A 21,216-nucleotide genomic window follows, 5' to 3' on the forward strand; every position below is an offset into this window, starting at 1 on the left:
ACTGTTCAAGCCGCCGGTTCCAGCTCTGCGCTGACCGTCGCAGGAGCAGGCACTGCGGCTTGCCCGCTCAAGGCCAGGTCCAGCAACTCCCGGTTGGCCACGGCGTACATGGCGTAGTCCGTGCCACTGGCGGCGCGGATTTCCACCAGCATTGCGCGCCAGCGTTCGATCATGCTCGCGTGCTCTGCCATCCACAGTGCCAGGCGTGTTTCCACGTCCTGGGAACCGTCGCCCTGTTGCAGGACCGAGATGGTGATCGCACGCTGTTGCCAGTCGACGTCGTCGCGGAACGCTTCACGGGCCAGGGCCTGCCAGTTGTTTTCAACCGGCAAGGCACTGATCTGCTGCAGGTACCAGGTAATGTCCAGTGCGCTGCCCACGGCGAAGTAGGCCTTGGCCACGTCCGCAGGGTTCTGGCCGGTCACGTCGGAGGCCTCGATGATCGGCAGCAACGTGTACAGGTGCGAAGTACCAGCCACCATGCGTGCGAGCAGTTCCGGCACACCGGCTTCAACGTACGCCTCGTAGCGCGCCTGCCAGTTCTCGTGGATCTCGCCACTGAGCAGTTCGTCGAGCTTGAGACCCAGCTCCTTCAGGTGCGGACCGAAGTGGGCGACGTCACGGGCAGCATTCTGCTCGTTGCGACGGGCACGCAGGAACCAGCGCGTAGCGCGGCGACCCAGGCGCATCAGCTCGTCCATCAGCTCCAGCTGCACGTCTGCCGACACCTGGTAGTCCAGGGCTTCGATCTGACGGAACCAGTGCGGGAGGTGGAAAATGTCGCGCACGATTACATAGGCGCCGGCCACGTTCGCCGGGCTCATGCCGGTCGACTCTTTGAGTCGTTGAACGAAGGTGATGCCCATGTGGTTGACCAGGTCGTTGGCGATCTGGGTGCTGACGATTTCGCGCTTCAGACGGTGACGGCGCATGGCCGCGGAGAACTTGCTCACCAGGCTTGGCGGGAAAGCGGTTTCCATGTCGCGGGTCAGGTAGTCGTCGTCCGGCACCAGGGAGCCCAGCAACTGCTCCTTGAGGTCGATCTTGCTGTAGGAGATCAGCACCGACAGCTCGGCACGCGTCAGGCCATGGCCTTCGGCGATGCGTTCGTTGATCGCTTCCTCGGACGGCAGGAACTCGATGGCGCGGTCCAGCTTGCCGCGGCTTTCCAGGTCGTTCATCAAGCGCTTGTATTCGGCAATCCGCGGCAAGGCACGGCGAGCTGCCAGGGACAGCGCCTGCGTTTGCTTGTAGTTGTTGCCGAGCACCAGGTTGCCCACTTCGTCGGTCATGCTCGCCAGCAACAGGTTGCGTTGCTTGTCGGTCATGTCGCCGGCCTGAACCACTTCGTTCAACAGGATCTTGATGTTCACTTCGTGGTCGGAGCAGTCCACGCCACCAGCATTGTCGATGAAGTCGGTGTTGGAACCGCCACCATTGAGGCCGAATTCCACGCGACCGAGCTGGGTCATGCCCAGGTTACCGCCCTCGCCCACGACCTTGCAGCGCAGCTCGTTGCCGTTCACGCGCAGTGCATCGTTGGCCTTGTCGCCAACGTCGGCGTGGCTTTCGCTGCTGGCCTTGACATAGGTGCCGATGCCGCCGTTCCACAACAGGTCCACCGGCGCCTTGAGCAAGGCGTTCAGCAGTTCGGTCGGGGTCAGCTTGTCTGCCTTGATGTCGAAGCGCTCTTTCATCTGCGGGGAAATCGCGATGCTTTTGGCGCTACGGGAGAAGATCCCGCCACCCTCGGACATGATGCTGGTGTCGTAGTCCGACCAGGCCGAACGCGGCAGGTCGAACAGGCGCTGACGCTCAGCGAAGCTGTTGGCCGGCTGCGGGTTCGGGTCGATGAAGATGTGCAGGTGGTTGAACGCTGCGACCAGTTGCAGCTTGTCGGACATCAGCAAGCCGTTACCGAACACGTCGCCGGCCATGTCGCCGACGCCCACCACGGTGATGCTGTCTTCCTGGACGTTGATGCCGCGCTCGCGGAAGTGGCGTTGTACGCCCACCCACGCGCCCTTGGCGGTGATGCCCATTTTCTTGTGGTCGTAACCGGCGGAACCACCGGAGGCGAACGCGTCACCGAGCCAGAAACCGTAGTCGATGGCGATGCCGTTGGCGATGTCGGAGAAGGTCGCAGTGCCCTTGTCCGCAGCCACCACCAGGTACGGGTCATCGTCGTCATGGCGCACGACGTTGACCGGCGGTACCAGCGCACCGTCTTTGAGGTTGTCGGTAATGTCCAGCAGGCCGGAAATGAAGATGCGATAGCAGGCGATGCCCTCTGCCGCGATCTCGTCACGGCTGCCGCCCAATGGCAGGCGCCGTGGCAGGAAGCCGCCCTTCGCACCCACAGGCACGATGACCGAGTTCTTCACCTGCTGGGCTTTTACCAGGCCCAGGACTTCGGTACGGAAGTCTTCTTCACGATCAGACCAGCGCAGGCCGCCACGAGCGACATTGCCGAAGCGCAGGTGCACGCCTTCAACACGAGGCGAGTAGACGAAGATTTCGAACTTCGGTACTGGCTTTGGCAGCTCGGGAATCTGATGCGGGTTGAACTTGAAGCTGAAGTACGACTTGTTATGGCCGTTGGCATCAGTCTGGTAGAAGTTGGTGCGCAGCGTGGCCTTGATCAGGTCCAGGTAGCGACGCAGGATGCGGTCTTCGTTCAACACCTGGACATCGTCCAGTGCGGTGACGATGGCTTGTTCCAGACGTTGCTGCTTGTCTTCCAGATCGTCGCCGGTGAGCTTGCGCGCCAGATAGAAACGGGTCTTGAACAACCGGGTCAGCTCGCGAGCGATGTCGGTGTGGTTGTTCAGGGTGCTGGCGATGTAGCCCAGGTCGAAGCCCAGGCGGATCTGCTTCATGTAGCGCGCGTAGGCACGCAGCAGCGCCACGTCACGCCATGGCAGGCCGGCGGTCAGTACCAGGCGGTTGAACGCATCGTTCTCGGCATCGCCACGCACGATGTGGACGAACGCGTCCTGCAAGGTGTCGTTGAGTTGCTGGATATCGAGGTCCAGGCCTTCGGCGGCGGTGAAGGCGAAATCGTGAATCCAGAACTCGCGGCCATTGTTGTGGCGCAGGCGGTACGGGAACTCACCGAGCACACGCAGCCCGAGGTTTTCCAGGATCGGCAACACGTCGGACAGGGCCAGCGGGGTATCGGCGTGATACAGCTTGCAGTGCAGCTCGCGCTTGCCGGAGACCTGGCCCAGCGGCTGATAGAAGCTCATCACCAGCGGATTTTTTTCGTTCAGGCTCAACAGGTGCTGCATGTCGACCACAGCCGAATGCGCCGCGAAACGCTCGCGATAGCCGGCCGGGAAGCCTTTGGGGAAGTCTGCCAGCACGTTGGTGCCACTGGCTTCGCCGAAGCTTTCAACGGTGAGGCTGGCGTAGTCGTCCTGCCAGCTGCGGCAGGCCTGCACCACTTCTTTTTCCAGCAGGACCGGGTCGATGTCCAGGCGGTTCTTTGGATCAACCCGCAGAATCAGTTGCACACGGGCCAGCACGGACTCGGAGAAGAAGGTCCAGAACTCGCAGTCCGAGGCCTTCAGTCGATCCATCAGCACTTGCTGGATCTTCTGGCGCACTTCGGTGGAGTAGATGTCGCGCGGCACGTAGGCCAGGCAGTAGCAGAAACGACCGTACGGGTCTTTGCGCAGGAACACGCGAATCTTGTTGCGTTCCTGGATCTGCACGATCGACATCACGGTGGCGAACAGCTCGTCGACCGGGGTCTGGAACAGGTCGTCGCGTGGCAGTACTTCAACCACCTGCGCCAGTTCCTTGCCCAGGTGAGCCTTGGCCTGGAAGCCGGAGCGGCGTTCGATTTCCTCGACCTTACGGCGGATGTACGGAATGACCCGCACGCTCTCGCCATACACCGAAGAGGTGTACAGGCCCATGAAACGGCATTCCTTGATGACCTTGCCGTCGGCATCGATCTCACGGATCGACACGTAGTCAGGGTAAGCCGGACGGTGCACACGGCTTGGGTGCGCGGCCTTGGCGAACGACAGCAGGGTCGGTTCGCGCAGGTACTTCACGGCATAGTCTTCGATGCGCAGGTCGTCGTAGGTCAGGCCGGTGCGCAGCAATTTGGTCAGGCCAAGGAACGAATCCTGGTCGTAGACGATGTGGCCGCCATCGGCTTCATCGCTTACCACGAATTCTTCGTAGCCGAGGAAGGTGAAGTGGTTGCCCACCAGCCATTCCAGGAAGCTTTTGATTTCGTTCTTTTCTTCAGGGTCGACAGCAAACTGGCTGTTATCGAGGCCGGTCAGGATTTCCTGGACCTTGGCTTTCATCGGCTCGAAATCGGCGACCGCCACGCGGACCTCACCGAGCACCTGCTCCAGCTCTTTGCTCAACACGTTCAGTTCGGCCGCGTTGGCGCAGCGGTCGATTTCCAGGTACATCAGGGATTCCTGGAGAATCCCTTCGCCCTGGGTGCCTTTTGGCAGGATTTCCAGCAACTCGCCCTTGCTGCCGCGACGCACGCTCAGCACAGTGGTTTGCAGGGTATGAATGCTGTAGCCGCGACGGTTCAGCTCGGTACGCACCGAGTCCACCAGGAACGGCAGGTCGTGGTGCAGCACTTCGACCGCAGTGTGGGTCGACTGCCAGCCGTGGCGTTCGTAATCAGGGTTGTAGACGCGCACTTGCGGCTGCGCGTGATCGAAGCGCTCAAGCAGGCGCCACGCAGAAAGGGTGCACCCGGCGAGGTCGGACAACCGACGTTGAGTCAGCTCGTCGAGGGAAATGATGCCGAAAAATTGTTCAGCAAACAGCGCCACTTGTGGCAGTGCCTGTTCACTGATGTGCTGCGCCAGTGCCGCTTGCAGTTGGTGCTGGAAGTCGGCTTTGCTGGCTGCGGTGAAGAACGCCATCTGTGGTACTCCGCTTGGGCTTGTTATTGATGGAAGCGTCGCGTGCAAAACCCCTCGCGGGGCGATCCGTCACCCTGTTCCTGATTCTCGGGCAGAGGAAACAGGGTCACAGGTGGGTGAAGCTGGACGAGACACTCGGGTCACATTCACCTTCCATGAATGGGCATCTGCAAAAACCACTGCGCGATGGATTGCGCACTGTCTTTACGGGTATCCATTCGATGCGCAGCTTAACGAGTGCGACAATGTGCCTGCTTGCGGTGCTGCGACATATTCGGTCATCCGCACGCAGGTTGTAGGCTGCGCATCGAACAACACTAGCAGTCGTGTGACAAAAAGGCCGGCTTAAGCCCTGTTTTGCGGCGCATTCGTGCTGGAAGTGACCAGTAACGCCTCGGATGTTCACGACACATGCTCTGACACTCAGACGAGCAGAAATTCCCGGCGGCTGGCAGAATTGCCCTTTCTTCACCTCAACAACGCTCCTCGAGCCAGGATTTACCCATGCAAATGACCACCGCCCTGTTGATCGTCAACCCATGCGATGACGAAGAAGACAACATGGCCATGCTCGCCTGCCACAGCGAGCAGGGCGAGATGTTCCTGATGACCCGCTACCCGGACGAAGACGCGCTGGACATCACCCTGGACGGTGAGCCTTCGACCCTGGAAGGTGTAAAAGTGACCCTGAGCCCTACCCGCCTGCTGATCGAAATCGCTCCAGGGGATGTCGATGCGCTGAATGGGGATGATTGCCTGGAGATCATTCACAGCACTGCGGCGGGTGATCTGCCTGAGGTGGAGGAGACTTTGCAGAACATTCTCAAGGGGACCGGGACCTATATCAGCGAGCTTTGATGGCGTTCAGACGGGCCTCATCGCGGGCAAGCCCCGGCCCTGCAAATTTCAAACGATCTCTGCCATCATTTCCCTCACTTCACGCAAAAAGCCGTTAGTCGCCACCCCCCACCATGCATTAAAGTAATGCCCCCAGCCCTCGGCGTTATCGCAACGTCTGCGGTCACCCTTTCCAGGAACAGTCATCGATGGAACATCGTGAAGCGCTGCTCGCGCTGCGAACCTTTCTTTCAACGCAGATTCTCGGCCAGGAAAAACTCATCGAGCGCTTGCTCATCGCTTTGCTCGCCGACGGCCATATGCTCGTCGAGGGCGCTCCCGGGCTGGCTAAAACCAAGGCCATCAAGGAGCTCGCCGAGGGCATCGAGGCGCAGTTCCATCGAATCCAGTTCACCCCCGACCTGTTGCCCGCCGACATCACCGGCACGGAAATCTATCGGCCGGAAACCGGCAGTTTCGTGTTCCAGCAAGGGCCGATCTTCCATAACCTGGTGCTGGCTGACGAGATCAACCGGGCCCCGGCCAAGGTGCAGTCGGCGTTGCTGGAGGCCATGGCCGAGCGCCAGGTCAGCGTTGGGCGCAGTACTTATGACCTGTCGCCGCTGTTCCTGGTGATGGCGACGCAAAACCCCATCGAACAGGAAGGCACCTATCCCCTGCCCGAGGCCCAGCTTGACCGCTTCCTGATGCACGTGAAGATCGGCTTTCCGGATGCTGCAGTCGAGCGCCGGATCCTGCTGCAGGCCCGCGGCGAAGCGCTTAACGGCGAAACCAAACCCGAGCGTCGGGTCAGCCAGCAGGCGATCTTCGCCGCGCGCAAGGAAATCCTCGGGCTGTACATGGCTGACGCCGTGGAGGAGTACCTGGTGCAACTGGTCATGGCCACCCGCACCCCGGGCAAGTTCGATCCGGAGATGGCCGAGTGGATCGCTTATGGCGCAAGCCCGCGGGGCTCGATCGCCCTGGACCGCTGCGCCAGGGCTCATGCCTGGCTCGCGGGTCGCGACTTCGTCAGCCCGGAAGACATCCAGGCGGTGTTGTTCGACGTGTTGCGTCACCGCATCATTCTGTCCTTCGAAGCCGAAGCCGCAGGCATTGACCAGGACCGGGTGGTCCAGCGGATTCTCGACGTCGTAGCCGTCGCTTGACTCCGATGAACAGCCTCCCGCAGCCCGAGCCGGGTATTCGTGTCAGCCTCGCCGAATTGATCGAAATGCGCCATCGCGTGCGCGAGGTGCAGCTGTTTTCCACGCCGAGCCAGCGCAGCCCGTTGATTGGCCTGCATCACTCCAAGCTGCGCGGCCGGGGCGTGGATTTCGATCAGGTACGGGTCTACCAGGCAGGGGACGATGTGCGCACCATCGATTGGCGCGTGACCGCGCGCACTCAGGAACCCCACACCAAGTTGTTCCATGAAGAGCGCGAGCGGCCGATTTTTATCATGGTCGAACAGAGCCGCCGGCTGTTTTTCGGCTCCGGACTGATGTTCAAGTCGGTGCTGGCTGCCCAGGCAGCGAGCCTGATCGGCTGGGCTGCGTTGGGCCATAACGACCGCGTGGGCGGCCTGGTGTTCGGCGACAATGAGCATTACGAGATCAAGCCGCGCCGCAGCAAGCAAAGCCTGCTGCAACTGCTCAACCGCCTGGTGCGGGTCAACCAGTCCCTGCACACCGAGGGCGAGACCCATCGCGACGCCCTCAACCTGGCCCTGCGCCGCGCCCGGGAAGTGCTCCGTCCGGGCAGCCTGGTGATCGTGATCTGCGATGAGCGCGCCCTGACAGAAGGCTCCGAGCAACAGCTGAGCCTGTTATCCCGTCATTGCGACCTGCTGCTGCTGCCGGTGTCCGACCCACTCGATCATGCCCTGCCCGCTGCGGGGCTGTTGCGCTTCGCCGAGCGCGGCGCGCAACTGGAACTCGACACCCTCAACTTCGAGCTGCGCCAGGCCTATCGCGCCCAGGCTGAAGCGCGCGTCGCCCGCTGGGAACTGCTGGCGCAGAAGTTGCGGGTGCTGCTGATGCCCCTGAGCACCCAAAGTGAAATGGTCGAGCAACTGCGCGAGTACCTCAACCCGCAAAAACCGGGGAAAGGTCGATGAGCAGCCTCGAGCAATTGCAACCGCTGATCACCCCCTCCCCGATCGGTTTCTGGCCACCCGCGCCCGGCTGGTGGCTGCTGCTGTTGCTACTGCCACTGCTCGGCTTCGGCCTGTGGCAGCTGCGTCGGTTGATTCCCGACAAGCGCCCGATCGTGCGCGCCGAGCAACCGCTGGACCCGGTGCGTATCGCCGCCCTGGCGGAACTGGCCATGATGCCCAAGCCCTACGATGGCGCGCCGGCGGGCGCCTGGTTGCAGCAACTCAACGGGCTGCTCAAACGCCTGTGCCGCAACCACTACCCCTACAGCCAGAGCCACACGCTCAACGGGCGCAAATGGCTGGCGTTCCTCGATAACCGCTGCCCGGCTGCCGGACTGACGCGCTGGATGGTGCTGGTCGAAGGCGCCTACAAGCCCGAGTGCAAACTCGATGACAAGGCCATCGCCGGCCTGACCCAGGCCATCGACACCTGGATTCGCAAACATGTTTGAGTTCGCCTGGCCGTGGATCTTCGCCCTGCTGCCGCTGCCCTGGTTGATGCGGGTGCTGCTGCCGGTGGCCGACAGTGGCGAGCCCGCACTGAAAGTCAGCTTTCTCAATGACCTTGAAGGCCTGGCTCGACGTCGTGCCCGCGCCAATCTCCCGGCCTGGCGCCAGCAGGCACCGTACATTTTGCTGTGGCTGTTGTTACTGATAGCTGCTGCACGCCCGCAATGGCTCGGCGAGCCGCTGCCAATCGCCGCCAGTGGCCGCGACCTGCTGGTGGCCGTGGACGTCTCAGGCTCCATGGATTTCCCCGACATGCGCTGGCAGGACGAAGACATCAGCCGGTTGGTGCTGGTCCAGCACCTGCTGGGGGATTTTCTCGAAGGTCGCGAGGGCGATCGGGTCGGCCTGATCCTGTTCGGCAGTCAGGCCTACCTGCAAGCCCCGCTGACCTTTGACCGTCGCACCGTGCGGGTATGGCTTGACGAGGCGCGCATCGGCATCGCCGGCAAGAACACCGCTATTGGCGATGCCATTGGCCTGGCCCTGAAACGCCTGCGATTGCGCCCGGCCAACAGCCGCGTGTTGATCCTGGTCACGGACGGCGCCAACAATGGTGGCGAGATCGATCCGCTGACGGCCGCGCGCCTGGCCGCCAATGAGGGCGTAAAGATCTACCCGATCGGTATCGGCGCCGATCCCGAGGAAAGCGGCACTGCAGGTTTTCTCGGCGTCAACCCGAGCCTGGACCTGGACGAGCCGTCGCTCAACGCGATCGCCGAGGTCACCGGCGGCCGCTACTTCCGCGCACGCGACGGCAAGGAGCTGGAGTCGATCAAAGACACCCTCGACCAGCTGGAGCCGGTGACTCAGCAGCCGACCCAGGCGCGCCCGGCCCAATCGCTTTACCACTGGCCGCTGGCACTCGCGCTGGTGTTGAGCATGTTGCTGGTGGCCCGCGAACGCTGGCCAAACAACCTGCTGCAACGCCTGTTCACCAAGGAACTGTTCTTGCAATCGCAACTGCCCGACTGGCGCAAACGACTTGAGCGCCTGCGCCTGCGGAGACGCCGATGAGCGCGCTCTGGCCCTTCTGGTTCCGTCCCGCCTGGCTTCTGGTATTGCCGCTGCTGGCCTGGTTGCTGTGGCAGCTGTGGCACCGGCAAAAACGGGCGGGTCGCTGGCAGATGATCTTGCCGCCGGCCTTCCATGCGGCGCTGCTCAGTGGCGGCAGTGGACGCGATAGCAAGCTGCCTTGGGTGGCCCTCGGCCTGGCCTGGACGCTGGGGCTTGTGGCCCTGCTTGGGCCGGGTTGGGAGCGCGTCGAGCAAACCAGCCAGAAACCTGCCGACCCACTGGTGGTGGTGCTGGAGCTGACCCCGGAAATGCTCGCCACGGATGTGCCGCCAAACCGCCTGGAGCAAGCGCGGCGCAAGCTGTTCGATCTGCTGCAGCATCGCAGCGATGCGCAAACGGCGATCGTTGTCTATGCCGGCAGCGCCCATACACTGGTGCCCCTGACCGACGACCTGGCCACCAGCCGCAATCTTCTGGACGCACTCAAGCCATCGCTGATGCCGCAACCGGGCCATCGCGCTGACCTGGCGGTGGTCAAGGCACTTGCGCTGCTCAAGCAGGCGGCGCTTGGCGACGGACGCATCCTGCTGATTGGCGCCACCCTCACCGAACAGGAGCGTCAGGGCATTCGCCAGGCACTGGGGGGCCAGTCCACGCAATTGCTGATGCTCGGTATCGGCACCGCCGAGGGCGCGCCGATCACCCAGGAGGATGGCAGCTTCCTCAAGGACGACCAGGGCGCGATCCTGGTGCCTCGCCTCGACGAGCCCGGCCTCAAAGCGTTCGCCAACGCCATGGACGGCCGCTACCGCCACGCTCGCCTGGAGGACACCGACCTGCGGGCCCTGGGACTGTTCGACGGTCCGCGGGCAATGCGCAACGACGGCCAGACCCTGCGCCTCGACACCTGGGCGGATCAGGGTTACTGGCTGTTGTTGCCGCTGCTGTTGCTGGCGGCGTGCGCCGGTCGACGGGGCTGGCTGTTCTGCCTGCCGCTGCTGTTGCTGATGCCGCAGAAAAGTTATGCCTTCGAGTTCGAAGACCTGTGGTTGCGCCCGGACCAGCAAGGGCTGCACCTGCTCAAGCAGAAACGCCCGGCCGAGGCTGCGCAGCACTTCCAGGATCCGCAGTGGCAAGGTGTCGCGCTCTATGAGGCCGGCGACTACAGTGGCGCCGCCCAGCGGTTTGCCCAGGGCGACGACGCGCATGCCCACTACAATCGTGGCAATGCCCTGGCTCGCAGCGGCGAACTCGAAGCGGCACTGGACGCGTACGACCAGGCACTGGAACGCCAGCCGGATTTGCGTCCGGCGCTGACCAACAAGGCGCTGGTGGAAGACCTGCTCAAGCAGAAGACCACCCCGCCGGCGGTGGAGGCGCAGCAGGAACCCGACGACCCGTCACCGGCTTCCGAGCCCGAGCCGGCCCCTGGCGCCGCGACCCAGCCGGCCAGCGAAGGTGAGTCCGCCAGCGATGCACCGCAGGGCAGCCCGGAGCCCGGCGAAGATGAGCCGACCACCCCGCCAAAACCCGGGGCCGATGAAGTGCCCGGCAGCGAACTGGGCGACGAACAGCACACCACGCCGCCGTTGCGCCCGGCCGCCGAGGCGATTGACGGCGAGCAGCGCCAGGCCCTGGAGCAATGGCTGCGCAAGATCCCGGATGACCCGGGAGAGTTGCTCAGACGCAAATTCTGGTACGAACAGCAACAACATCAGGATCAGGGAACCACTCGATGAACCGCTTCACCGCCTCCTTACTCGCACTGCTGTGCTGCACCGTTCAAGCCCAGGCGGCGGGCCTGGTCGCCAGCGTCGATCGCGGCCGCCTGAGCTCCGGCGAGACCGTGGAGCTGACCCTGGAATCGGATGATGTGACCCAATTCGGCAAACCGGACCTGGCGCCACTGGAGCCCTTCTTCGAAGTACGCGGTACCCGCCAGGTCAACCAGCTCAATACCCTCAACGGTGATAACCAGGCCACCACCCGCTGGATCGTCACCCTGCTGCCCCGGCAGAACGGCAGCGTGGTCATTCCCTCGTTGCAGCTGGGCGATGCGCACAGCGAGCCACTTACCGTGCAAGTGGTCGAGGGCGAAACCCAGGACGGCGCGAAAAAGCTGCAGCCGGTTTTCCTCGAAGTCAGCCTGGATCAGACAAGCGTGTACGTGCAGGCCCAGGCGATCCTGACCTTGCGCATTTATCACTCGGTGTCGCTGTACGACGACAGCAGCCTGACGCCCTTGCAGATCCCCGATGCGCGCATCGAGCAATTGGGCGAGTCGCGGACCTACGAGAAAGTCATCAACGACCTGCGCCACGGCGTGATCGAGATGCGCTATGCCATCTACCCCCAGCACAGCGGCGAATTAACCATTCCGGCGCAGGTATTCAGCGCCACCCTGGTCGATACGCAACCGGCCCAGGACGGCGACGCCCAGGCACCGAAATCCGGAAAACTGATGCGCGTCGGCTCCCCGGCCATCCTGCTCGACGTCAAGGCCAAGCCCGCCACCTGGCCCGCCGACGTACCCTGGCTGCCGGCGCGCAGCATCAGCCTGAGCGAGAGCTGGAACCCACCTGCGGACCAGGCTCAAGTGGGCGATTCACTGACCCGCAGCCTGACCCTGAAGGCCGAGGGCCTGGCCAGTTCGCAGCTGCCACCGCTACCGGCCACCGAGATCAATGGGCTGCGCCGCTATCCCGATCAACCGGTACTGGCCAACCACAACGGTGAGCGCGGCCTGGTGGGCAGCCGCGAGGAACGCGAGGCCCTGGTACCGACCCGCAGCGGTGCGATCGAGTTGCCTGCCGTCGACGTGGTCTGGTGGAACACGTTCGAAGATCACCTGGAGCACACCAGCCTGGCCGCGCAAACCCTGCAGGTGGCCAACAACCCCAGCCTGGTGGTCGACACCCCCGCGAGCACCCCGCAAGCCATGAGCAGCGCCGACAGCGAAACCCTGTGGTGGTGGAAACTCAGCACGTTGCTTCTGGCCTGCACCACATTACTGGGGTTCGGCCTGTGGTGGCGTGCGCGCTGGCAACCGGCGATCCTGCGTGCTGCGCAGACAGGCCCGAGCCCACGCACCGTGCTCGACGAGCTCAAGCGCGCCTGCCAGGCCAACGATTCCCACGCCACCCGCCAGGCCCTGGATGCCTGGGCTCGACAACAACCGGAAACCCTGGCCGACATGGCCGCACGCTTCGTCCCGCTGTCCGATGCCCTGGACGGCCTCAATGGCGCCCTGTACAGCGAGACCGGCCAGTATTGGCAAGGCGATGACCTGTGGCGGGCGATCAAGGCGATCCCGATTGCCGAGCGGGTCCAGGACCCGGTGGGCGACAGTGGCCTGCCGCCGTTGTATCCCAAATAAGATCAAAAGATCGCAGCCTGCCGCAGCTCCTGCAAAAGGACGGCGTACACCCGTAGGAGCTGCCGCAGGCTGCGATCTTTTCTGCCTTACGGCATTCCTGACTTTTTGCCAGTAAACTCTCCCCCTTTCGCCGCTTTCATTGTTCACGCGGCCATCACCTTATCTCCAACGGAGTTTGCCTTGCGTCTGTTCCACACCTCCGACTGGCACCTTGGGCAAAACCTGCACGGGCAGGAACGCGATTTCGAACACGGCTGCTTTCTTGACTGGCTGCTGCGCCAACTGAAACTCGACCAGCCTGATGTGCTGCTGATCGCCGGCGACGTGTTCGACACCGTCAACCCGCCGGTCAAGGCCCAGGAACGCCTCTACGACTTCATCGTCAGCGCCCATGAGCAGCAACCCAAGCTGACCATTGTGATGATCGCCGGCAACCACGATTCCGGTTCACGTATCGAACTGCCAGCCCCCTTGATGCGCCGCTTGCGCACGCATGCCCTGGGTCGGGTGCTGTGGCTCGACGACGGGCAGCTCGACGCCGAACGCCTGCTGCTGCCGCTGCCCAATGCCAAAGGCAAGGTCGTAGGCTGGTGCCTGGCGCTGCCGTTCCTGCGCCCGGCGGAAGTCACCGGCGCGCAGTTGGGCGACAACTACCTGCGCGGGATCGGCCAGGTGCACGAATGGCTGATCGCCGCCGCCAACGCCAAGCGCAAGCCCGGGCAGGCGCTGATCGCCATCAGCCACGCCCACATGGCCGGCGGCTCGGTGTCCGAAGACTCCGAGCGCAGCCTGATCATCGGCAATGCCGAAGCGCTGCCGGCCAGCCTGTTCGGCCCAAGCATCAGCTACGTGGCACTGGGTCATCTGCACAAGCCGCAGAAGGTCAACGGCGAAGAACGGATCCGCTACAGCGGCTCGCCGATCCCCTTGTCGTTTTCCGAAATCGGTTATCGGCACCAGATCCTCGACATCACGCTGGATGGCGAGACCCTGGTCAGCGTCGAACCCAAGCTCATCCCCCGGGCGGTCAACCTGCAGCGCATCGGCCCCGCGCCCCTGGCGGACATTCTCCTGCAACTGGCCGACTTGCCGAACATCGACCTGCTGGCCGACGTCCAGCGCCAGCCCTGGCTGGAGGTGCGCGTGCGCCTCGACGAGCCGCAGCCGGACTTGCGCCACCAGGTCGAGACCGCCCTGCAAGGCAAGGCCGTGCGCCTGGTGCGCATCGCCGCCGAGTACGCCGGCAATGGCGGGCGCGACGGTGCCGATGACGCCATGGCGCTGATCGAACTGGACCAGCTCACGCCGCAGGAACTGTTCAGCCGCGCCTGGCAGGACAACTACGGGAGTGAGGTCGATGAGCAGACGCTCAAAGACTTCGCCGAGTTATTGCAGGACGTTCAGACCGAGAGCGAACAGCCATGAAGATCCTCGCGATCCGCCTGAAAAACCTCGCCTCCCTGGCCGGGCCATTTGAAATCGACTTCACCGCCGAGCCGTTGGCCAGCGCGGGTCTGTTCGCCATCACCGGGCCCACCGGTGCCGGCAAAAGTACTTTGCTCGATGCCCTGTGCCTGGCGTTGTTCGGCGCCGTGCCACGGCTGAGCAATGCCCAGGTGTCCGCCAAGGCCCCCGACGCCGACGGCGAAATCAGTACCGGCGACCCACGCACCCTGCTGCGTCGCGGTACGGGCGAAGGCTATGCCGAAGTCGACTTCGTCGGCATCGACGGCCGCCGCTACCGCGCGCGCTGGGAAGCCAATCGCGCTCGGGAGAAAGCCGGTGGCAAGCTGCAGGCCAGTCGCCAGAGCCTGCGCGACCTCGACCAGGATCAATTGCTGGCCAGTCAGAAGGTCGAATTCAAGGTGCAGCTTGAAGCCGTTCTGGGCCTGAATTTCGAGCAGTTCACCCGCGCCGTCCTGCTCGCCCAGAGCGAATTCAGCGCCTTCCTCAAGGCCAACGACAACGAACGCAGCGAACTGCTGGAGAAACTCACCGACACGGCCTTGTACACCCGTCTCGGTCGTCGCGCGTTCGACAAGACCAGGGACGCCCGTGAGGCCCACAAGTTGCTGCAGGACCAGGCCACCGGCGTGACGCCGCTGCCGCCCGAAGCTCGCGCCGAACTCGATGAACGTTTCAACCAGGCGCAGCAGCAACTCAAGCACCAGCAGGCGCAACTCAAGCAGCTTGAGTTGCAGCACACCTGGCTCAAGGAACTGCGCCATTTGCAGGACGAACAACGGGGCGCCACCGAACAATGGACCAGCGCCCAACAGGATTGGCAGCACCTGGCCGGCGATCGTTTGAAGTTGACCCGCCTGGAGCAACTGGCGCCACAAAGGCACCAGTTCGCCCGCCAGAGCGAACTCAAGGCCCGGCTTGCGCCGTTGGCTGCACAGATTCAGCAGCAGACCCGGCAACAACAGGATCTGCAGGCGCGCCAGGCACAACTCGAACAGAGCCTGGGCAATGCACAAGCAGCGCTGAGCGAGGCACAGGCTCAGCACACATCGGGCGCGCCACTGCTGCGCCAGGCCTTCGAAGCACAAAGCAGCCTCGCCCGCCTGATCAAGGACACCGGCCTCAGCGCCGAACGCAAGCAGCAAGCCGAACAGGCCTGCACCGAAGGTCAAAACACCATTCAAGGGCTGCTCGATCAGCAGCAACGAGTGGTCGAACGCCTGCAGCGCATTGGCGCCGAGCTTGAGCAAAGCACTCACCTGGCCCCGCTGAGCGATGCCTGGAATGCCTACCGCGACCGCTTGCAGCAATTGATGCTGATCGGTAATCGCCTGAACAAGGGCCAGGCGGAGTTGGCGTCCCTGGAGCAACACGCCAGCCAGGCCGCTGCAGAATGGGCCGGGCAAAAACACAATCTGGAAGTGCTCTACAAAGAGGCTGGTGCCGAGCCGGAGGCGGTGGCCGAACAGATCCAGTTGCTCGGCAATCTGTTGCAGGACAATCGCAAGCAACTGCGCGCATTCGAAGAACTGACGCGACTGTGGGCCAGCCAGCAGGCGCTCGACCAACGCGTCGCCGAACTGCAGCAGCGCCAGGGCGCAGCCCAGCAGGAACGCGAGCGGCTGACCCAGGACGGGGTCAAGACCAGGAACGAACTGGCTGTCGCCGAACAGACCCTGACCGTCACCCGTGAACTGCTCGAGCGCCAGCGCCTGGCCCGCAGCGCCAGTGTCGAAGAGCTGCGCGAGCAATTGCAGGACGATCAGCCCTGCCCAGTCTGCGGCAGCCCCGACCATCCTTATCATCAGCCCGAGGCGTTGTTGCAAAGCCTGGGCCGCCACGATGAGAGTGAACAGGCCAACGCCCAGCAAGCGGTGGATGCGCTCAAGGAAAAACTCACGGACCTGCGCACCGAGGTCGGCGGCGTCATCGCCCAGCAAAAGGAGTTGCTGCAACAGCAGGAGCAACTGGTCGCGCAACAAGGCAGCCTGGCGCCGAGCCTCGAAGCGCACCCGCTGTCGGCCCAGCTGTTCAACCAGGACGGCGCTCGGCGCGATGCCTGGCTGGCCCAGCAAAACAGCCAGTTAAACCAGAGCATCAGCCAGGACGAACAGCGCCAAACCGCCCTGCTCACCCTGCAACAGGACGCCGCGCGCCTGCAACAGCAGCTGCGCAACGCCGAGACCGCGAGCCAGCAGGCGACCCAGCACCTGGCCAATCAGCAACGCGAGCTGGGCAATGATCGCCAGCGCCTGGATGAGGAACTGAGCGCCTTCAGCAGCCTGCTCCCCGCCCAGACGCTGGACGCCTTGCGCAATGAGCCGGCCGCGACCTTCATGCAGCTGGACCGGCAGATCACCCAGCGCCTGGAACAGCTTGATCAGCAACGCGACGAACTCAGTGAGCAGCAACAACGCCAGCAGACGCTGGAGAAGGAACAGGATCGCCAACTGACGCGCGTCCAGCAGCTGGAAGCGGCGCTGCAGCAGTTCAACGCCCTCGCCGAGCAGCAACAGGCCTGCCAACAGCAACTTGCCCAGTTGTTGGGTGCCCATGACAGCGCCGAACACTGGCAGCAGCAACTGGATCAGGCGGTTGAGCAGGCGCGCAATGCCCAATCGGCAGTCAGCCAGGACCTGCAATCGGTGCGCACGGGCCTGGTGCAGTTGGCCGCCGAGCTCAAGGCGCAGCAGGAGCACCTGATCGCCCTGGAAGCCGAAGAGCGCGAGCTGAGTGCGAAGATCGTCGACTGGCGCGCCTTGCACCCGGAGCTGGATGACGGCGGGCTTGAACAGCTACTTGGCGTCGACGACCAGCAGCTCGGCCAATTACGTCAACGCTTGCAGCTCAATGAAAAAGCCCTGGAGCAAGCCAAGGTGCTGCTGCATGAGCGCGACAAGCGCCTGGCCAGTCATCAGGCGCAGCACAACGGCAATCTGGACGCAGAGCAACTGGCGACCGCGCTCGCCGAGCTGCAGGGCCAGCTCGCCGCCAGCGAACACCTTTGCGCCGAGTTGCGCGCCGAGCAGGCGGAGGACCAACGCCGGCAGACCGCCAATCAGGCACTGGCGCAACGAATTGCCGACGCCTATGCCGAATACCAGCGCTGGGCGCGGCTCAGCGCGCTGATCGGCTCGGCCACCGGCGACACCTTCCGCAAGATCGCCCAGGCTTACAACCTCGACTTGCTGGTGCACCACGCCAACGTGCAGTTGCGCCAGCTGGTGCGGCGCTATCGCTTGAAGCGCGGTGGCAGCATGCTCGGTCTGCTGGTGATGGACACCGAGATGGGCGATGAGCTGCGGTCCGTGCATTCGCTGTCCGGCGGCGAGACCTTCCTGGTGTCATTGGCCCTGGCCCTGGGCCTGGCATCGATGGCCTCGAGCACCCTGAAGATCGAATCGCTGTTCATCGACGAAGGCTTCGGCAGCCTCGATCCGGAATCCCTGCAACTGGCCATGGACGCCCTCGACGGCCTGCAGGCCCAGGGTCGCAAGGTCGCGGTGATTTCCCACGTACAGGAAATGCATGAGCGGATTCCGGTGCAGATCCAGGTCCACCGCCAGGGCAATGGCCTGAGTACCCTGGAGGTCAAATGACTACGCTCTACTCCTTCCGCCGTTGCCCATACGCCATGCGGGCACGCATGGCCCTGCGCTACTCGGCGGTGGTCGTGGACATCGTCGAGGTCAGCCTGAAGGCCAAGCCTCCGGAGATGCTCGCACTGTCGGCCAAGGGCACGGTGCCGGTGCTGAGCATCGACGGCGCGGTGATCGATGAGAGCCTGGCGATCATGCGCTGGGCACTGGAACAGAACGATCCGGCGGACTGGTCGCTCAAGGATGATCCTGCCGGTCAGGCGCAGACCCGTGCGTTGATCGAGGAGAACGACCAGGCGTTCAAGGTGCACCTCAATCACTACAAGTACGCCGAGCGTTATCCCGAACAGCCGATGGCGTTCTACCGGGCCGAGGGTGAGAAATTCTTGAGCAAACTGGATGAGATGCTGCAGCGTAATGACTACTTGCTGGCCGATCATCCGTGTCTGGCGGATGTGGCATTGCTGCCGTTCGTGCGGCAATTTGCGCACGTGGACAGGGAGTGGTTTGCGCAGACGCCGTATGTTCGGTTGCAGGCCTGGTTGCAGCGCTTCATCGAATCAGAGTTGTTCACCTCAATCATGCACAAATGAACCCCCGTGTACCCGTATGCCCGCGGGTTCGGTGGGTTAGGCCAACACTTCACACATCCGCAGCACCGCGCAATCCACCTGGAACGGCCCGAAAAAATCACCGGCGCGTTTGGCAGGAGGGTTTCCAGCCATGAGCCCCAGGGACTTGGCGGTCTGAATATTGTGAGCCATGTTGTGATTGGCTTCGATTGACCGTGCTACAGCGCCAGCCGAGCCTTGCCCGACGCCTGCCAGTGACGTGACATTGGTCATAAACGCCAAAAAAGCCACCACCCCGAGTTTGCTGCCTTTCATGACCCTGCCACTCCCGCCACGTCTGGGTGATCAACCACGGCGTTCTGCACGCGGTGTTCAAACTGGATGGCGGGATAAGCGACCTGAATCGGTGCTTCAAAATCATGCTGCATGTGCGCCGAGATACTGACGAACGACACCAGGACCACGTAGAGACCGATGGCCAGGTAGGCGCCGTGTTTGGCGGAGGTGAGGATTGCGCTGGCCATGGTGTTCTCCCGTGGGCATGTTTCAGAGCCCACAGGATCAATCAAAAACCCCGGGCCAACCACTCAGGGTTTTCCATAGTGATCATCAGCTTGCTTGATCATTAAACCCGTCTATCGCGACGTTTAAACAAACCAATGAGCACACGCGCGCGTAGGAGCTGCCGAAGGCTGCGATCTTTTGACTTTGATCTTTAAAAAGCAAGATCAAAAGATCGCAGCCTTCGGCAGCTCCTACGGGGGGAGTGCGAAGAAATTCGTGGATTTCAGGCTTGGGTTTTGTGATCCAGCGCAGCATAGAAGTTGGCGCTCTGCTGCAGGTATTTCTGGGTGTAGCTCTGGGTGTGGGATTTTTTGTTGCTGATTTCCACGCTGGCGCTGGTGGGCAACACAACGGTAGCGGAAATGGCGGATGCGGCGATTACGGAGAAGAGATTGAAGTTCATGGCGGTAATCCTCGGAGTCAGTTGGCTTACTTGCCCGGTGGGGCCGTGAAGCAAACTTAACCTCCGAGGGTTAGCGTCCTGAAATGCTTTGTAGCACTTCCAGATATCAGCCTCATTGATAGAACAGCGCAAGCCCCATCAGCCGGGGGCTGCGGCCTATTGACGCACCAGAAACTTGAGGTCGCTGGGGGCATCCATTGGCAGCTTCTGCACGGTTTTACCCAGCAGACCGCTCTGGGCATCGCGTTCGACCACGACAATCTGGTTGCTCTTCTGATTGGCAATCAGCAGGAACTTGCCGCTTGGGTCGAGGGCGAACTCGCGCGGGTGGTCGCCTTCCACCGAGCGCCGCTGCAGCTCCTTGAGCTGGCCAGTGCCAGGATCGATGGCGAACACCAGCAGCTCGTTAGCGGTACCCCGGTTGCTGACATACAGGAACTTGCCATCCGCCGAAGCATGCAGCGCAGCGGCGGCTTTGTCCGATGCCGGCTGGCCGGCGGCCAGCTCGACCATTTGCGTCTGCGCAAGCTTGCCGTCCTGATAGTCAAAGACGGCCACTTGCGCACTCATTTCCATGGTCAGCCAGGCATGCTTGCCATTGCCGCTGAACAGCAAGTGCCGCGGCCCACTACCGGGTGGTAACTGGACGGACGCAGGGGTGGCTGCCACCAGCGGCAAATCCGGATTGGCCTTGGGGTCGAAGCGATAGACAAACACCTTATCGGCGCCCAGGTCGTTGGAAAAGACGTAGTTGCCGTCTGGCGAAGATACGGTCGAATGCACGTGCGCCGACATCTGCCGCTCGGGGTTGACCCGGCTTGAGGCATGGCTGCTCAACTGCACCACGGTTTTCAGCTTGCCATCCGCGCCCACCGGCAACACCGCCAGAGTGCCGCCCGGGTCTTCGACCACGGAATAATTGCTGACGAACAAGTGGCTGGCGTCTGCACTGAGGCTTGAATGAGTCGGCTCGTTGCCCAGGCTCTGCACCTGATTGATCAGGCTCAGGGCATGGGTTTTCGGATCGATCGAGTAGCTGCTGACCCGCCCGACCGGGTCTTTCTGGCCGGGGCCGTTTTCGTTGACCACGAACAGGTGACGCTGGTCCCGGGACAAGGTCAGCCAGGAAGGATTTTCACTCTCGACCACCTGCAGCGGCTTCGCGTCGATCTGGCCGGTGGCGCTGTCGAAGTTCAGGCGGTAGATGCCCTGACTCGCGCCGGCGGTGTAGGTGCCAACCAGCAACTGGTAATCCGCCGGGGGTGCTGCCTGCACACCCATGGCGCCCACACTGCCAGCCATCAGCAACGGCCAGAAATTACGCATCCGCATGCTCGTCGTCCTCCTCGTTGTCACCGCCGATGGCTTCCATCGGCACCAGGCGGTGCTCGCCGGAGTCGCCGGTGATGATCCAGCTCTTCAAGGCCGCATCAAACGTCGCCGCCTGGATTTGCGCCATGCTGAACGCCCACCGCTTGAGCGCACGGCCGTCCATGCATTCGATATGCAGGTTATCGTCGTCATCGAGAGAGAAATCGAAGGCATGCAGCCCGTCGATTTCCAGCATGTCGCAGTGTTCGAGGGCGTTGAGCAAGGTATCGGTCATGGCAGTCAATCTTCAAAAGAAAGACGCAATGATAGCTCAATGCGGTGGTCGGGATTATCCTGCCCACCACCCCTATATCACACACCCTCCCCGTAGGAGCTGCCGCAGGCTGCGATCTTTTGATCTGCTTTGTCGCAATTTCAAGATATTTAAAATCAAAAGATCAAAAGATCAAAAGATCGCAGCCTGCGGCAGCTCCTTGTATC

Annotated in this window: 17 protein-coding genes; 11 read left to right on the forward strand and 6 right to left on the reverse strand. The window is 62.8% G+C overall.

Features of this window, described 5'->3' with window-relative positions:
* Positions 1 to 5 precede the first annotated feature (5 nt).
* On the reverse strand, positions 6 to 4,907 hold the full coding sequence (locus tag UB23_RS07230; RefSeq protein ID WP_045058634.1) for an NAD-glutamate dehydrogenase: 4,902 nt from the start codon (positions 4,905 to 4,907) through the stop codon (positions 6 to 8).
* 504 nt (positions 4,908 to 5,411) lie between these two features.
* Between UB23_RS07230 and UB23_RS07235 the strand changes: the two genes are divergently transcribed.
* The 10 genes from UB23_RS07235 (at position 5,412) to UB23_RS07280 (ending at position 18,458) form a co-directional block, all read left to right on the forward strand.
* Positions 5,412 to 5,765, forward strand: a complete 354-nt coding sequence (locus tag UB23_RS07235) for a hypothetical protein (protein WP_045058635.1) — start codon at positions 5,412 to 5,414, stop codon at positions 5,763 to 5,765.
* A gap of 188 nt (positions 5,766 to 5,953) precedes the next feature.
* Positions 5,954 to 6,913: an AAA family ATPase gene (locus UB23_RS07240; RefSeq protein ID WP_045058636.1), complete on the forward strand. Its 960-nt coding sequence runs from the start codon at positions 5,954 to 5,956 to the stop codon at positions 6,911 to 6,913.
* A gap of 5 nt (positions 6,914 to 6,918) precedes the next feature.
* A complete protein-coding gene (locus UB23_RS07245) occupies positions 6,919 to 7,863 on the forward strand; it encodes a DUF58 domain-containing protein (protein WP_045058637.1) in 945 nt (314 codons plus the stop codon).
* Positions 7,860 to 8,354 carry a DUF4381 domain-containing protein gene (locus UB23_RS07250; protein WP_045058638.1) on the forward strand — a complete coding sequence of 165 codons (495 nt, stop codon included), beginning with the start codon at positions 7,860 to 7,862 and terminating at the stop codon, positions 8,352 to 8,354. Before UB23_RS07245 ends, UB23_RS07250 begins: the two co-directional genes overlap by 4 nt.
* Complete coding sequence (locus tag UB23_RS07255; protein WP_045058639.1) at positions 8,347 to 9,426, forward strand: vWA domain-containing protein; 1,080 nt, start codon at positions 8,347 to 8,349, stop codon at positions 9,424 to 9,426. The genes UB23_RS07250 and UB23_RS07255 overlap by 8 nt, the downstream gene beginning before the upstream one ends.
* The gene (locus UB23_RS07260) at positions 9,423 to 11,165 is read left to right on the forward strand and encodes a tetratricopeptide repeat protein (protein WP_045058640.1); all 1,743 of its coding nucleotides are present in this window, start codon (positions 9,423 to 9,425) and stop codon (positions 11,163 to 11,165) included. Before UB23_RS07255 ends, UB23_RS07260 begins: the two co-directional genes overlap by 4 nt.
* The gene (locus UB23_RS07265; protein ID WP_045058641.1) at positions 11,162 to 12,802 is read left to right on the forward strand and encodes a BatD family protein; all 1,641 of its coding nucleotides are present in this window, start codon (positions 11,162 to 11,164) and stop codon (positions 12,800 to 12,802) included. The genes UB23_RS07260 and UB23_RS07265 overlap by 4 nt, the downstream gene beginning before the upstream one ends.
* A 180-nt stretch (positions 12,803 to 12,982) precedes the next feature.
* Positions 12,983 to 14,227 carry an exonuclease SbcCD subunit D C-terminal domain-containing protein gene (locus UB23_RS07270; RefSeq protein WP_045058642.1) on the forward strand — a complete coding sequence of 415 codons (1,245 nt, stop codon included), beginning with the start codon at positions 12,983 to 12,985 and terminating at the stop codon, positions 14,225 to 14,227.
* Complete coding sequence (locus tag UB23_RS07275) at positions 14,224 to 17,865, forward strand: AAA family ATPase (protein WP_045058643.1); 3,642 nt, start codon at positions 14,224 to 14,226, stop codon at positions 17,863 to 17,865. The genes UB23_RS07270 and UB23_RS07275 overlap by 4 nt, the downstream gene beginning before the upstream one ends.
* Positions 17,862 to 18,458: a glutathione S-transferase gene (locus tag UB23_RS07280; protein WP_045058644.1), complete on the forward strand. Its 597-nt coding sequence runs from the start codon at positions 17,862 to 17,864 to the stop codon at positions 18,456 to 18,458. The genes UB23_RS07275 and UB23_RS07280 overlap by 4 nt, the downstream gene beginning before the upstream one ends.
* Before the next feature lie 36 nt (positions 18,459 to 18,494).
* On the opposite strand, the gene UB23_RS07285 is transcribed toward UB23_RS07280, so the two are convergent.
* The 5 genes from UB23_RS07285 to UB23_RS07305 form a co-directional block, all read right to left on the reverse strand.
* Positions 18,495 to 18,752: a hypothetical protein gene (locus UB23_RS07285; RefSeq protein ID WP_045058645.1), complete on the reverse strand. Its 258-nt coding sequence runs from the start codon at positions 18,750 to 18,752 to the stop codon at positions 18,495 to 18,497.
* The gene (locus UB23_RS07290; protein ID WP_045058646.1) at positions 18,749 to 18,961 is read right to left on the reverse strand and encodes a hypothetical protein; all 213 of its coding nucleotides are present in this window, start codon (positions 18,959 to 18,961) and stop codon (positions 18,749 to 18,751) included. Before UB23_RS07290 ends, UB23_RS07285 begins: the two co-directional genes overlap by 4 nt.
* A 263-nt stretch (positions 18,962 to 19,224) precedes the next feature.
* On the reverse strand, positions 19,225 to 19,404 hold the full coding sequence (locus tag UB23_RS07295; RefSeq protein ID WP_045058647.1) for a hypothetical protein: 180 nt from the start codon (positions 19,402 to 19,404) through the stop codon (positions 19,225 to 19,227).
* A 156-nt stretch (positions 19,405 to 19,560) separates the two neighbouring features.
* Positions 19,561 to 20,736, reverse strand: coding sequence for a lactonase family protein (locus UB23_RS07300; RefSeq protein ID WP_045058648.1), 1,176 nt, complete (start codon positions 20,734 to 20,736; stop codon positions 19,561 to 19,563).
* Positions 20,723 to 21,019, reverse strand: coding sequence for a DUF5629 family protein (locus UB23_RS07305; RefSeq protein WP_045058649.1), 297 nt, complete (start codon positions 21,017 to 21,019; stop codon positions 20,723 to 20,725). The genes UB23_RS07300 and UB23_RS07305 overlap by 14 nt, the downstream gene beginning before the upstream one ends.
* On the opposite strand from UB23_RS07305, the gene UB23_RS30210 reads away from it, so the two are divergent.
* Positions 21,009 to 21,216 (forward strand): hypothetical protein (locus UB23_RS30210; RefSeq protein ID WP_236695844.1); only part of this gene is annotated, 208 nt, incomplete at its 3' end. The genes UB23_RS07305 and UB23_RS30210 overlap by 11 nt on opposite strands.

The sequence above is a fragment of the Pseudomonas sp. ES3-33 genome (assembly GCF_000952175.1).
GTDB lineage: Bacteria > Pseudomonadota > Gammaproteobacteria > Pseudomonadales > Pseudomonadaceae > Aquipseudomonas > Aquipseudomonas gregormendelii.

Bases quoted from the DNA above. Each gene is read 5' to 3' on its own strand.
- UB23_RS07235 (WP_045058635.1), top strand. From the start codon at position 5,412: ATGCAAATGACCACCGCCCTGTTGATCGTCAACCCATGCGATGACGAA.
- UB23_RS07280 (WP_045058644.1), top strand. From the start codon at position 17,862: ATGACTACGCTCTACTCCTTCCGCCGTTGCCCATACGCCATGCGGGCA.
- UB23_RS07265 (WP_045058641.1), top strand. From the start codon at position 11,162: ATGAACCGCTTCACCGCCTCCTTACTCGCACTGCTGTGCTGCACCGTT.
- UB23_RS07255 (WP_045058639.1), top strand. From the start codon at position 8,347: ATGTTTGAGTTCGCCTGGCCGTGGATCTTCGCCCTGCTGCCGCTGCCC.
- UB23_RS07245 (WP_045058637.1), top strand. From the start codon at position 6,919: ATGAACAGCCTCCCGCAGCCCGAGCCGGGTATTCGTGTCAGCCTCGCC.
- UB23_RS07290 (WP_045058646.1), bottom strand. From the start codon at position 18,961: ATGGCCAGCGCAATCCTCACCTCCGCCAAACACGGCGCCTACCTGGCC.
- UB23_RS07285 (WP_045058645.1), bottom strand. From the start codon at position 18,752: ATGAAAGGCAGCAAACTCGGGGTGGTGGCTTTTTTGGCGTTTATGACC.
- UB23_RS07260 (WP_045058640.1), top strand. From the start codon at position 9,423: ATGAGCGCGCTCTGGCCCTTCTGGTTCCGTCCCGCCTGGCTTCTGGTA.
- UB23_RS07295 (WP_045058647.1), bottom strand. From the start codon at position 19,404: ATGAACTTCAATCTCTTCTCCGTAATCGCCGCATCCGCCATTTCCGCT.
- UB23_RS07300 (WP_045058648.1), bottom strand. From the start codon at position 20,736: ATGCGGATGCGTAATTTCTGGCCGTTGCTGATGGCTGGCAGTGTGGGC.
- UB23_RS07230 (WP_045058634.1), bottom strand. From the start codon at position 4,907: ATGGCGTTCTTCACCGCAGCCAGCAAAGCCGACTTCCAGCACCAACTG.
- UB23_RS07275 (WP_045058643.1), top strand. From the start codon at position 14,224: ATGAAGATCCTCGCGATCCGCCTGAAAAACCTCGCCTCCCTGGCCGGG.
- UB23_RS07240 (WP_045058636.1), top strand. From the start codon at position 5,954: ATGGAACATCGTGAAGCGCTGCTCGCGCTGCGAACCTTTCTTTCAACG.
- UB23_RS07250 (WP_045058638.1), top strand. From the start codon at position 7,860: ATGAGCAGCCTCGAGCAATTGCAACCGCTGATCACCCCCTCCCCGATC.